10 protein-coding genes are annotated in these 12,974 nt (G+C 58.4%); all 10 read right to left on the bottom strand.

What is annotated here, in order from left to right; translation table 11 throughout:
• Window positions 1–57 precede the first annotated feature (57 nt).
• Window positions 58–1,623 carry a SpoVR family protein gene (locus Q1V60_RS08910; RefSeq protein ID WP_300629387.1) on the bottom strand — a complete coding sequence of 522 codons (1,566 nt, stop codon included), beginning with the start codon at window positions 1,621–1,623 and terminating at the stop codon, window positions 58–60.
• On the bottom strand, window positions 1,620–2,891 hold the full coding sequence (locus Q1V60_RS08905; protein WP_300629384.1) for a YeaH/YhbH family protein: 1,272 nt from the start codon (window positions 2,889–2,891) through the stop codon (window positions 1,620–1,622). Before Q1V60_RS08905 ends, Q1V60_RS08910 begins: the two co-directional genes overlap by 4 nt.
• 113 nt (window positions 2,892–3,004) lie before the next feature.
• Complete coding sequence (locus Q1V60_RS08900; RefSeq protein ID WP_057723666.1) at window positions 3,005–4,927, bottom strand: PrkA family serine protein kinase; 1,923 nt, start codon at window positions 4,925–4,927, stop codon at window positions 3,005–3,007.
• Window positions 4,928–5,212: 285 nt separating this feature from the next.
• Window positions 5,213–5,542, bottom strand: a complete 330-nt coding sequence (gene glpE / locus Q1V60_RS08895) for a thiosulfate sulfurtransferase GlpE (RefSeq protein WP_300629381.1) — start codon at window positions 5,540–5,542, stop codon at window positions 5,213–5,215.
• Between the two features lie 9 nt (window positions 5,543–5,551).
• A complete protein-coding gene (locus Q1V60_RS08890; protein ID WP_300629380.1) occupies window positions 5,552–6,403 on the bottom strand; it encodes a symmetrical bis(5'-nucleosyl)-tetraphosphatase in 852 nt (283 codons plus the stop codon).
• Window positions 6,403–6,783 (bottom strand): Co2+/Mg2+ efflux protein ApaG, encoded by a 381-nt coding sequence (apaG, locus tag Q1V60_RS08885; protein WP_300629378.1) that lies wholly within the window; start codon window positions 6,781–6,783, stop codon window positions 6,403–6,405. The genes Q1V60_RS08890 and apaG overlap by 1 nt, the downstream gene beginning before the upstream one ends.
• Before the next feature lie 218 nt (window positions 6,784–7,001).
• Window positions 7,002–7,814, bottom strand: a complete 813-nt coding sequence (gene rsmA, locus Q1V60_RS08880; RefSeq protein WP_300629377.1) for a 16S rRNA (adenine(1518)-N(6)/adenine(1519)-N(6))-dimethyltransferase RsmA — start codon at window positions 7,812–7,814, stop codon at window positions 7,002–7,004.
• Window positions 7,811–8,800, bottom strand: coding sequence for a 4-hydroxythreonine-4-phosphate dehydrogenase PdxA (pdxA, locus tag Q1V60_RS08875; protein ID WP_300629375.1), 990 nt, complete (start codon window positions 8,798–8,800; stop codon window positions 7,811–7,813). The genes rsmA and pdxA overlap by 4 nt, the downstream gene beginning before the upstream one ends.
• Window positions 8,797–10,131: a peptidylprolyl isomerase gene (locus Q1V60_RS08870; protein ID WP_300629374.1), complete on the bottom strand. Its 1,335-nt coding sequence runs from the start codon at window positions 10,129–10,131 to the stop codon at window positions 8,797–8,799. The genes pdxA and Q1V60_RS08870 overlap by 4 nt, the downstream gene beginning before the upstream one ends.
• The gene (locus Q1V60_RS08865; protein ID WP_300629372.1) at window positions 10,112–12,886 is read right to left on the bottom strand and encodes an LPS-assembly protein LptD; all 2,775 of its coding nucleotides are present in this window, start codon (window positions 12,884–12,886) and stop codon (window positions 10,112–10,114) included. The genes Q1V60_RS08870 and Q1V60_RS08865 overlap by 20 nt, the downstream gene beginning before the upstream one ends.
• Window positions 12,887–12,974: the final 88 nt, after the last annotated feature.

The following is a 12,974-nucleotide window of genomic DNA, read 5'->3' as shown; positions in this document are numbered from 1 at the left end:
GCCTCCATTAGCAGCACAGGATACCGCCTGTGCCTGGCCAATGGAGGCTTTGCCGTTTCAGAGATGCACGACAGCCAGGTCCAAGCGGCCGTAGTCGTTGTCGTTATGATCGCTTCGCGGTGGAACATGGTGGGTTTTGATTATCTGGTCGCCTTGCAGGGTTTCCAGGTGGATATCGAAGCCCCACAGCCGGTGCAGATGCTTGAGCACTTCCTCGGTGGATTCGCCCAAGGGTTTGCGGTCGTGCTGCTGGTGACGCAAGGTCAGCGAGCGGTCCCCCCGCACGTCGATGCTGTAGATCTGAACGTTGGGTTCGCGGTTGCCCAGATTGTATTGCGCCGCCAACGTCTCGCGGATAGTTCGATAGCCTGGCTCGTCATGGATGGCTGGCACGACCAGGTCATCCTTGAGGTCGTCATCCATGATGCTGAACAGCTTGAGGTCGCGAATGACCTGGGGGGACAGGTACTGCAAGATGAAGCTCTCATCCTTGAAACTGCTCATGGCGAACTTGATGGTGGAGAGCCAGTCGCTGCCGGCGATTTCCGGGAACCAGTGACGGTCTTCGTCGGTGGGGTGCTCGCACATGCGGCGGATATCCCGGTACATCGCAAAGCCCAACGCATAGGGATTGATGCCGTTGTAGTACGGGCTATCGAACCCGGGCTGGAACACTACGCTGGTGTGGGAGGTGAGGAACTCCATCATGAAACCGTCGGTGACCAGGCCTTCGTCGTACAGGTCGTTCATCAGCGTGTAGTGCCAGAACGTCGCCCAGCCTTCATTCATCACCTGAGTCTGACGCTGTGGATAAAAGTACTGGGCGATCTTGCGCACGATTCGCACAATTTCCCGTTGCCATGGCTCCAGCAGCGGCGCATGTTTTTCCAGGAAATACAGGATGTTTTCCTGTGGTTCGGCAGGGAAGCGCGCATTGTCCTTGTCATTATTTTTATCGGCACGCTTTGGAATGGTGCGCCACAAATCGTTGATCTGTTTCTGCAGGTGTTCTTCACGCTCCTTTTGGCGCAGGCGTTCTTCCTCGGCTGAAATCGGATAGGGGCGTTTGTAACGGTCAACGCCGTAGTTCATCAAGGCGTGGCAGGAATCGAGCAAGTCCTCCACCGCGTCGATGCCGTGGCGCTCCTCGCATTGCATGATGTACTGCTTGGCGAACACCAGGTAATCGATGATCGAACTGGCATCGGTCCAGGTGCGGAACAGGTAGTTGCCCTTGAAAAAACTGTTGTGCCCATAGCACGCGTGGGCCACCACCAGCGCTTGCATGCAAATAGTGTTTTCTTCCATCAGGTACGCAATGCATGGGTCGGAGTTGATCACGATCTCGTAGGCCAACCCCATCTGGCCGCGCGTGTAGGACTTTTCGGTGCTGAGAAAGTGTTTGCCATAGGACCAATGGTGATAACCCAGCGGCATGCCGACGGAGGCGTAGGCATCCATCATCTGTTCGGCAGTGATCACTTCGATCTGATTGGGGTAAGTGTCCAGCGCATAACCCGCCGCGATGCGGCTGATTTCCCGGTCATAGGCCTGGATCAGTTCAAAGGTCCACTCGGACCCGGTGGAAATAGGTTGGCGCTTATGCTCTTTTTTGGCGGTCATGTCACTAACCTGCGCTGGAAGAGTTCACGGAAGACCGGGTAGATATCGCCGGCCGAGACCAGTTGCTGTTGGGCGAACGTATCGGCAAAGGCGTCGCCGATGCGCTCGTATTCGAACCACAGCGCCTGGTGCTCACGGGGGGTAATTTCGACATAGGTGTAGTACTGCACGAAAGGCATGATCTGGTTGATCAGGATGTCGCGGCAGATCGGCGAGTCATCGTTCCAGTTGTCACCGTCGGAAGCTTGGGCCGCATAGATGTTCCATTCATTGGCCGGGTAGCGCTCGGCCATGATTTCCTGCATCAGCTTCAGGGCGCTGGAGACAATGGTGCCGCCGGTTTCGCGCGAGTAGAAGAACTCTTCTTCGTCCACTTCCCGGGCGCTGGTGTGATGGCGGATGAACACCACCTCGATCTTGTCGTAGTTTCGCTTCAGGAACAGGTACAGCAGGATAAAGAAACGTTTGGCGATGTCCTTGGTGGCCTGGGTCATGGAGCCGGACACGTCCATCAGGCAGAACATCACGGCCTTGGAGCTGGGGTTGGGTTGCTTGACCAAGAGGTTGTACTTCAAGTCAAAAGTATCGAGGAAAGGCACGCGGTGAATGCGCGCGCTGAGTTTCTCGATTTCTGCCTCTATTTCCTGGATATCGCCGAAGTTATCCGGCTCTTCGCGCTTCAAGCGGGCCAACTCTTCCTTCGCCTGCTTCAATTTTGCACGGCTGCTGCCTGAGAGGGCGATACGTCGGGCGTGGGCTGAACGCAGGGTACGGATGATGTTGATACGGGACGGGTTGCCCTCGTTGCTGATACCCGCACGCACGGTTTTGAACGTGTCGGTGCCGGTCAGGTTGCGTTTGACCAGGTTGGGCAATTCAAGATCCTCGAACATGAATTCGAGAAACTCCTCCTGGGTGATCTGGAAGACGAATTCGTCCATTCCTTCGCCGGAGTTGCCGGCCTTGCCCGCGCCCTTGCCTCCACCGCCACCTTGAGGACGTGGAATGTGTTCACCCGTGGTGAATTCCTTGTTGCCGGGGTGCACCACCGTCTGTTTACCGCCCCGGCCGTGATGCAGCACGGGTTCGTCGATGTCGCGTCCGGGAATACTGATTTGTTCGCCATGTTCCATGTCGGTGATGGAACGGCGGCTGACGGCCTCTTCAACGGCCTTTTTGATGTGGTCACGGTAACGCCGCAGGAAACGCTGGCGGTTTACCGTGCTCTTGTTCTTGCCATTGAGGCGTCGGTCGATCACATAGCTCATGGGGAGCCCTCCGGGCAGCTTCACGTTACAAGCTTCAAGCCGCGAGCTGGAAGCTTAAGGACAAGCGGTCGACTGCCAGGCGGAATGCCTGGCAGTGAGCGCCTGTCGCTGCCTTACTGCGATTTGCGCACCCGCAGGTACCACTCGGAGAGCAGTCGTACCTGTTTGTCGGTGTAGCCGCGCTCGACCATTCGTGTGACGAAGTCGTTGTGTTTTTGCTGATCCTCTTTGCTGGCCTTGGCATTGAAGCTGATAACCGGCAGCAGGTCCTCGGTGTTGGAGAACATCTTCTTCTCGATCACCACCCGCAGCTTCTCGTAGCTGAGCCAGGTTGGATTCTTGCCGTTGTTATTGGCGCGGGCGCGCAGCACGAAGTTGACGATTTCGTTGCGGAAATCCTTCGGATTGCTGATGCCGGCGGGTTTCTCGATCTTCTCCAACTCCTCGTTGAGCGCCACGCGGTTGAGGATTTCGCCGGTTTCCGGGTCGCGGTATTCCTGGTCCTGAATCCAGAAATCGGCGTACAGCACGTAGCGGTCGAAGATGTTCTGGCCGTACTCGCTGTACGACTCCAGGTAGGCGGTCTGGATTTCCTTGCCGATGAACTCGATGTAGCGCGGCGCCAGGTATTCCTTGAGGAAGCGCAGATAGCGCTCGCGGGTTTCGGCCTGGAATTGTTCCTGTTCGATCTGCTGCTCCAGCACGTACAACAGGTGCACCGGGTTGGCGGCGATCTCGTGGGGGTCGAAGTTGAAAACCTTGGAAAGGATCTTGAACGCGAAGCGCGTCGACAGCCCGTTCATGCCTTCATCGACGCCCGCCGTGTCGCGGTATTCCTGGATCGATTTGGCCTTGGGATCGGTGTCCTTGAGGTTCTCACCATCGTACACGCGCATTTTCGAGTAGATATTCGAGTTCTCCGGCTCCTTGAGGCGCGACAGCACGGTGAACTGCGCGAGCATCTTCAGGGTGTCGGGTGCGCAATGGGCCTTGGCCAGGGAGCTGTTGAACAGCAGTTTGTCGTAGATCTTGATTTCATCGCTGACCCGCAGGCAGTACGGCACCTTGACGATGTAGATACGGTCGATGAAGGCTTCGTTGTTCTTGTTGTTGCGGAAGGTGTGCCACTCCGATTCGTTGGAGTGGGCCAGCAGGATACCGGTGAACGGAATCGCGCCCAGGCCTTCGGTACTGTTGTAGTTACCTTCCTGGGTGGCCGTAAGCAGCGGGTGCAGCACCTTGATCGGCGCCTTGAACATCTCCACGAACTCCATCAGCCCCTGGTTGGCCCGGCACAGCGCGCCCGAGTAACTGTAAGCGTCGGCGTCGTTCTGCGGGAATTCTTCCAGTTTGCGAATATCGACCTTGCCCACCAGCGCCGAAATGTCCTGGTTGTTTTCGTCGCCCGGCTCAGTCTTGGCGACGCCGATCTGGTTGAGAATCGACGGGTAGAGTTTGACCACACGGAACTGGCTGATATCGCCACCAAACTCGGCCAGGCGCTTGGTGGCCCAGGGCGACATGATGGTATTGAGGTAGCGCCGCGGGATACCGAAGTCTTCTTCGAGGATCGCGCCATCTTCGGTGGCGTTGAACAGGCCCAGGGGCGATTCGAACACTGGAGAGCCCTTGATTGCGTAGAAGGGCACTTTTTCGATCAGTTGTTTGAGTTTTTCGGCCAGGGACGACTTGCCGCCGCCAACGGGGCCGAGCAGGTAGAGGATCTGTTTCTTCTCCTCCAGGCCTTGGGCAGCATGGCGGAAGTAGGAGACGATCTGGTCGATGCATTCTTCCATTCCGTGGAAGTCTTCAAAGGCCGGGTAACGCCGGATCACCTTGTTGGAGAATATCCGCGACAGGCGCGAATTGTTCGAGGTGTCTACCAGCTCCGGCTCGCCAATCGCCAGCAGCAGGCGTTCTGCGGCAGACGCGTAGGTGCTGCGGTCCCGTTTGCACAGCTCGAGATACTCTTGAAGCGTGAGTTCTTCCTGTTGTGTGGACTCGAAACGTTGTTGGAAGTGGCTAAAGATACTCATGACGTCGTCACCTCGCTCGATACGTGGAGCCGACGACGGATCAATCAGTCGATGCTGGCAGTCATTGACGTTCGCCAATGGCTGTTTTCCCCCCAGAACACCCTTAAACGCTACCGATGACCCGCCCGCCGGTGTACCGGCTCTCCCCTGATTTGGATGGCCTGCGCTTAAGGATAGTTCGGAATCGGGGAGGTCAAGGCGTGATGCGTAATTAGTTTGGCGGCGCCGTTCGTCAGAAACGGCGCAAGCCCAAGTGGTACGCGGGGTAGCGGGGTGTGAAAAAAATTATTGCGAATCGCCTGAAGAAATTTCCGCAGGATAAGTCGTACGCCACAGCTCAAAGCCGCCGTCCAGGCTATAGACGTCAGAGAAGCCTTGGCTGGCCAGGTAGGCCGCAGCGCTTTGACTGGAATTACCGTGGTAACACGCCACGATCACCGGCGCGTCTAGGTCGGCGGCGCGGATGAAGTCGGCAATGTTGACGTTGTCCAGATGCTGGGCTCCGCTGATATGGGCCGCGGCATACGTTGGCTGGTCACGGATATCGACGACCACAGCGCCTTGCTCGCGCAGTATCTGGGCTTGTTCGGGAGGGATACGTTTGAATTCTGTCATGGCGGGCTCCTATGGCTTGGCGGCGGCCGGCTGTGTAGTGGGCAGGGGGGATTCGCACTGGCAGCTGATGCGCTCGCCGGTGTCGATGTTCATCAGGGTCATGGCGCCGCCCCACACGCAGCCGGTGTCGAGGGCGAAAACACCGGGCTCGTCGCACTTGCCTTCCAGGGCCGCCCAGTGACCAAAGATGATTTTCGTGTCGCGGATTTTGCGTTCCTTGTGAGCAAACCAGGGCTCATAGCCAGGCAGCGCACTGTCGGCGCCTTCCTTGCTTTTGAGGTCGAGTTTGCCCTCGGCGGTGCAGAAGCGCATGCGCGTGAAATAATTGGTGATCACCCGCAGACGCGTGACGCCGGTGAGGTCGTTGTCCCACTTCAGCGGCTCGTTGCCGTACATGCCGTCGAGGTAGGCGGTGTACAGGTTGTCATCGGCCAGGGCGCTTTCGACTTCGGCTGCGCATTTGAGGGCTTTTTTCAATGTCCACTGGGGCGGAATACCTGCATGGACCAGGGCCATATTGCGGCTTTCGTCGTAATGCATGATTTTTTGCCGACGCAGCCAGTCGAGCAGCTCGGCGCGATCCGGTGCTTCGAGGATTTCCCGCAGGGTATCGCCCTTTTTCAGGCGTTCGATGTTATGGCCGGCCGCGAGCAGGTGCAGGTCATGGTTACCCAGTACGCATACCAGCGAATCGCGCAGGTTATAGAGGTAACGCAAGGTTTCCAGAGACTGTGGGCCACGATTGACCAAATCGCCGACCAGCCACAGACGATCGTTGGCCGGGTCGAAGCTGACGCGTTCGAGCAGGCACTTGAGGGGCTCCAGGCAGCCTTGCAGGTCACCGACCGCATACGTCGCCATCAGTGCAGGGCTCCGGGCACGGCCAGGCGGAAGGGCTTGATGATCGCGTCGAACAATTTGCCGTCGGTAGCTTTCATTTGATACGAGCCTTGCATAGTGCCGACCTTGGAGGCCATCACCGTACCGCTGCTGTAGGTATGGCTGGCGCCGATGTCGATCAACGGTTGCTGGCCGACGACACCCGCGCCGCGTACTTCTTCGACTTGACCGTCACCGTCGGTGATCACCCAGTGGCGTGACAGCAGCTTGGCCGGCACCAGCCCGTTGTTTTTCACCGTGATGGTGTAAGCAAAGGCAAAGCGGTTGTGTTCAGGTTGCGATTGGTCCGCCAGGAAGCGGGTGACGACGCTTACGTCGATCTGGTAACGAGGATCGGACATGCAAGAGGCCTTAAAAGCAAAAGCGGAGGACAGCAGATGCGGATCAGTCTAGGCCAAGAGGAGGGCACTAGGCCAGACATGTGTCTGGGTGACGGCCTGCGAGATGACCGGTGCAACGCATTCAAAATGTGGGAGCGGCTTGCCCGCGATGGTGGCGTGTCAGTTTGCAAATGTTGACTGATACACCGCTATCGCGGGCAATCCCGCTCCACATTTGTTTATTCCGTTGCTGTGACGGGCTGGATCGCAAGCTGGTCGGCCAGGCGCACGAATGCGGCCAGGTCCAGTTGCTCGGGGCGCAGGCTGCCGTCAATACCAGCCGCTTCGATTTCAGCATTGCTCAGCAGTGCCTTGAGCGTATTGCGCAGGGTCTTGCGGCGTTGGTTGAACGCCTCGCGCACGACGCGCTCAAGCAGTTTGTGGTCCTTGGCCGGGTGCGGCAGTACGGCATGGGGCACCAGGCGCACGATGGCCGAGTCGACCTTCGGTGGTGGGTTGAACGCGCCAGGGCCGACGTTGAACAGGTGTTCGACGCGGCAGTGGTACTGAACCATGATCGACAGACGGCCCCAGTCACCGCCACCTGGGCCGGCAGCCAAGCGTTCCACCACTTCCTTTTGCAGCATGAAGTGCATGTCACGGATGATGCCGGCGTTATTCAACAGGTGGAAAATCAGCGGTGTGGAGATGTTGTACGGCAGGTTGCCCACTACTCGCAGGCTGTTAGGCGCGGCATTCAGGCTGTTGAAGTCGAACTTCAAAGCGTCGCCCTGGTGCAGATTGAAGTTGGGCTTGTCGGCAAACTGCTGGTTGAGGATCGGGATCAGGTCCTTATCCAGCTCAACCACGTCCAGTTGACCGCCGCTGGCCAGCAGGCCTTGGGTCAATGCGCCTTGGCCTGGGCCGATTTCCAGCAGGCGGTCGCAGGGTTTTGCATGGATAGAGCGCAGAATGCGGTCGATCACGCCAGCGTCGTGCAGGAAGTTTTGCCCGAAGCGCTTGCGCGCCCGGTGTTGGTAATGCTCGGTCATATACGGGTCTCGGCCATCTGATAGGCGGTTTCCAGGGCCACACGCAGGCTGCCGGTATCGATCTTGCCGCTGCCCACCAGGTCCAGGGCAGTGCCATGGTCGACGGAGGTGCGGATGATCGGCAGGCCCAGTGTCACGTTGACTGCGGCGCCGAAGCCTTTGTATTTCAGCACGGGCAGCCCCTGGTCATGGTACATCGCCAGCACTGCGTCGCAGTGCTCCAGATATTTGGGGGTAAACAGAGTGTCTGCAGGCAGTGGGCCGCGCAGGTCCATGCCTTCTTGGCGCAGACGCTCTAATGTCGGTTCAATGATGTCGATTTCTTCATGGCCCAAATGGCCGCCTTCACCGGCGTGAGGGTTGAGCCCACAGACCAGGATGCGCGGTTGGGCAATGCCGAATTTGTGTTGCAGATCGGCGTGCAGGATACGCGTGACGCGTTCTATACGCTCGGCGGTGATGGCGTCAGCGATATCGCGCAGCGGCAGATGGGTGGTGACCAGAGCGACGCGAAGGCCACGGGTGGCCAGCATCATTACCACTTGTTCGGTATGGGTGAGTTCGGCGAGGAATTCGGTATGGCCGGAAAAGGCAATACCGGATTCGTTAATCACGCCTTTATGTACGGGGGCGGTGATCATGCCGGCGAAATCGCCGTCGATGCAGCCTTGGCCGGCGCGGGTCAGGGTTTCCAGCACAAAGGCCGCATTGGCCGTGTCCAGTCGCCCGGCGACTACCTTGGCTTGCAGGGGGGTGTCCCACACATACAGGCTGCCCGGCGGAGCTGGCAGGTCTGGCCAGTTGCCCGGTGCGACGCTCAGCAGATTGACGGCCACACCCAGTTGCGCGGCCCGCTCAAGGAGCAGGTCGCGGCTGGTAATGGCAATCAGGGGATGTGGCTGGGGTTGCGAGGCGAGCAGCAGGCACAGGTCTGGACCAATGCCGGCCGGCTCACCGGGTGTTACCGCGAAACGCTGGGGTTTCACTGCACTGCCTGGTCGGTGCCTGTTTGCTCGGCGCCTGGCAGCTTGTTTTCTACGTAGGCTTCGTCACGGATCTGACGCAACCAGGTTTGCAGCTCTTCGTCGTACTTGCGGTTACGCAGAACGGTCAAGGCTTGTTGCTCGCGGGCCTGGTTGGTGTTGTCGGTGGCGCGACGGCCAAGGACTTCCAGCACATGCCAGCCGTATTGGGTCTTGAAGGGTTTGGACAGCACGCCTTGCGGCGTATCGGCCATCACCTGCTGGAACTCGGGCACCAGGGCTTTCGGATCGATCCAGTTCAGGTCGCCGCCGTTGAGGGCAGAACCCGGGTCTTCCGAAAAGCTCTTGGCCAGGGTGGCGAAGTCTTCACCGTTTTCGATGCGGTCATAGATCTTCTGGGCCAGCTCTTTGGTTTGTGCTTCGGTGCGGATTTCGCTTGGTTTGACCAGGATGTGACGAACGTGTACTTCGTCTTTGAGCGAGGTCTCGCCGCCGCGCTTGCCCAGCAGCTTGAGAATGATAAAACCGCCTGGGGTGCGTGCCGGCTGGGTAATGTCACCCACATTCATGGCACTGAGCTCGCGGTCGAACGGGGGGGGCAGTTGAGCGGCTTTACGCCAGCCCATGTCACCGCCGTCGAGTGCGTTGTCGCTACCGGACTGGGCAATCGCCATTTGAGCGAAGTCAGCACCAGCCTTGAGGCGGTCGTAGATCGCCTTGGTCTTGGCCGCGGCGGCATTAAGCTGCTCGGCGTTGGCGCTGTCTGGCGTTGGGATCAGGATGTTGGCCAGGTGCAGCTCTTCGGAGAGTTGCATCTTGCCCAGGTCCGAGGCCAGGAAGTTCTTCACTTCCTGCTCCGACACCTGAACCCGCTCCGCTACGCGACGCTGGCGTACACGGCTGATGATCATTTCACGCTTGATCTGGTCACGAGCGTCCTCATAGGACAGGCCATCGTGCGCCAGGGCTGCGCGGAACTGATCGATACTCATGTTGTTGCGTTGAGCGATGGTACCGACGGCCTGGTTCAGCTCTTCGTCCGAAATACGGATGCCGGACCGTTCGCCGATCTGCAGTTGCAGGTTTTCGACGATCAGACGTTCCAGCACCTGAGGTTCCAGGACGCTGGTCGGCGGTACACCACCGCCACGCTTGGCGATGGTTTGCTGAACTTCCTTGACCCGTTGGTCCAGCTGGCTCTGCATGATCACGTCGTTATCGACGATCGCCGCTACTTTATCCAGCTGTTGCACCGCGGCATGCGCCGATGCGGCACCCAGGAACAGCGCGCCCAGCACTAGCGGGCGCAAACACTCAGAAAGCTTTGTCTTCACGTTCACGATAACCTTCAATGCCTTTGTCGAGGAAGCTCTCTACCTTGGCGCCGGTCAGGCCGCCGAGTCCTTTGAGGACGATCTGGAAGAAGAGCCCGTGGTCACCCTTTTCGTTCTGAGGGGCGAGCTGCGTATATTCGTCGTTGGAAACCCAGTAACGGTTGATGACACGAAGCTTCCAGCAGCAGTTGTCGTACTCGAAACCACCGAAGGCTTCCAGCGTGCGGTTGCGGGCATAGTCATACTGCCAGCGGGTGATCAGGTTCCACTGCGGAACGATCGGCCACATCATCGAGAAGTCGTGTTGTTGGATTTTGTAGTAATCCTTCACGAAGTTCGTATCACCCTCCTGGCCGAAGTCGCCACCAAACTGCCATTTGCCGGTCAGTTGGTTGTAAACAACCTGGTCGTTGCGATAGCGATAGCCGAGGTTGACGACCTTGTTCGGGTTGTCTTCCGGCTGGTAATGGAACATCGCACTGCCAGAGCGGGCGCTATGACTGTCGGTATCCCAGTTGTAGTCGGCAGTGGCGCGCCAGTCGCGGTTGAAGCGGAACTCGTATTCCAATGCAATTGGCGAAACGTTGGAATGCGCATCATCACGCGTCTTGGCGTCGACGCCTGGCAATTGGACTTCGCGGTCCTTGAAGTACATCGCTTGGCCGATGGAGGCGCGCTGGCGTTCAAAGCCATTTTCCTCGATCCAACGGCTAGTAAGGCCAAAGGACAGCTTGTTCTCGTCACCGATCCGGTCAGAGCCGCTGAAGCGGTTATCACGGAACAGCGATGAGTAGCTGAACGAGTTTTCGCTGGTATCGAAAACAGGGATCTCGGTTTGGTCTTTATTCGGTACGTAGAGGTAGAACGCACGAGGTTCGAGGGTTTGGTTGTAGTCCTTACCGAACCAATTGGTTTTACGGTCGAAGTACAAGCCGCTGTCGATGCTCGCGATAGGGACGGCGCGATCTTGCGCGCTTTCAAATTTCTGGTTTGCTGGCAATTGCGACTTGCCTGTACCGTCAAGGTCAAGATCATACTTGGTATAGACGTACTTCAACTTCGGCGTCAAGAAGCCGTAGGACCAGTTCATCGGATACGACACGGCTGGAGCCAGGTTCAGGCGTGTACCGTTTGCTCGGGTAAGGCCGGTAACGTTGGTATCGAGACGACGCGTCACGAGTCCGTTTTCATCGGTAAAGTTACCGTTCTCCAGATCCCGATCAAAGCGGACGGCCTCAGTTTCATAGCTGAAGTCCAGGCCGCCCGGATGAAATGGCAGTTGGCCGTTCAGGGTGAGCTGCGGCAACCGATCATACGGTGTGATTTGAGTGATTGTTGCCAGTTGATAGGACTGGACGTTCAAGCGGGCCTGATAAGAGTCGCCCCGATACGTCAAGGAGCCCTGCTGGTTGAGAGCATCCTGGCTCTCAACTCCTTCCTCAAACGACTTCAAATCCTGGAAGTAATAAGGATCGCTGATCCGGGTGTAATCCACCTGGGACGTCAGGCGCGAATCCAACCCACCTCTGTGCTGCCAATTGAGCATATAGCGGGTTTTTTCGTAGTCGGTCTGATTCTTGCGCTCGTCGTTATCGTCGTTCAGGTACGCCCCACCAAACTGCCCTTCACTCGACTTGGTCAGGTAGCGGAATTCGCCTTCCATCAACAAGCCGCGTTTGGTCATGTATTGCGGGTACAACGTGGCGTCGTAGTTCGGTGCCAGGTTGAAGTAGTACGGTGTCACCAGCGTAAACCCAGTCTCACTGCCGGTGCTGAAGCTCGGCGGCAGGAAGCCTGACTGACGACGGTCGTCAATCGGGAAGTAGATGTAAGGGGTGTACAGAATCGGGATGTTCTTGACCCGCAACGTCGCGTTGGTGGCCGTACCGAAACCGGTGGCCGGGTTCAACGTGATGTTGTTGCCCTTGAGCTGCCAGGCGTTGCTGTCCGGCTCGCAGGTGGTGTAAGTACCGTCCTTGAGACGGATGATCGCGTTCTCGGCGCGCTTGGCGTACAGCGCGTTACCGCGGATGCGTGATTTGTGCATCACGTATTCGGCGTTGTCGATCTGGGCGGCGCCGGTATCGAGCTGGACCTGGGCACGGTCGCCCACGATCAGCGCACCGTTGTCGCGCAAACGCACGTTGCCGGCCAGCTCGCCACGGTTCTCGGCCTGGTACAGGTTGGCTTCGTCGGACTCCAACTGCATGCTGCCCTGGCGCATGACGACGTCACCGGCCAATGTGGCAACCTGCTGTTCCTGCTCGTAACGAGAGGCCTTGGCACCGATGAAGGTCGGCGCATCGCTCTTGTTCGTCTTGTCGTTCATGCCTGGACGAGTCGGCTCGATGTAGGCACCGCCGCAGTACGGGCCGGTTTCGGCCAGTTGCGCTGCGGTCAGCTTCTCGCGAGGCACCCAGTCCAGGTGGCTGTAGTCTTTGCTGCGCGAACGCAGCCCACGGCCCTTGGCTTCGGTGACCAGCATGGTCTTGGGCTCGGCGTCGACGCTGCCGCCAGCCTCGCCTTGCGGCGTGCTGTTGGCCGAGCTGACGGCAGAACCGTCATGCACCGGACGCGGTGGCAATGGGGCGGCGGCGGTCTTCGGCGCGCAATCCCAGGCACCCGAAGCAGAGACTGAGCAGTCATACTGTTCCGCGGCGACCACGAATGAGGTGGCGAAAGGTTGCAAGGCCAGCAGACTGCCGGTTACCAGCAACGGAAATTTTCTACGAAACGCGGGGGATTTCAATGCCATCTTATTAGTCCGGGCTTCCTGCGTGCCATCTGCCCGCGGTTTGGGCCGCACGCCTCTCGATGGTCTGAAAAAGATGCGTGATAATAAA

The sequence above is a fragment of the Pseudomonas sp. genome (assembly GCF_030147005.1).
Taxonomy (GTDB): domain Bacteria; phylum Pseudomonadota; class Gammaproteobacteria; order Pseudomonadales; family Pseudomonadaceae; genus Aquipseudomonas.
Note: the sequence above shows the minus strand (reverse complement) of the source record. Positions and strands in the feature narration are given on the sequence as shown.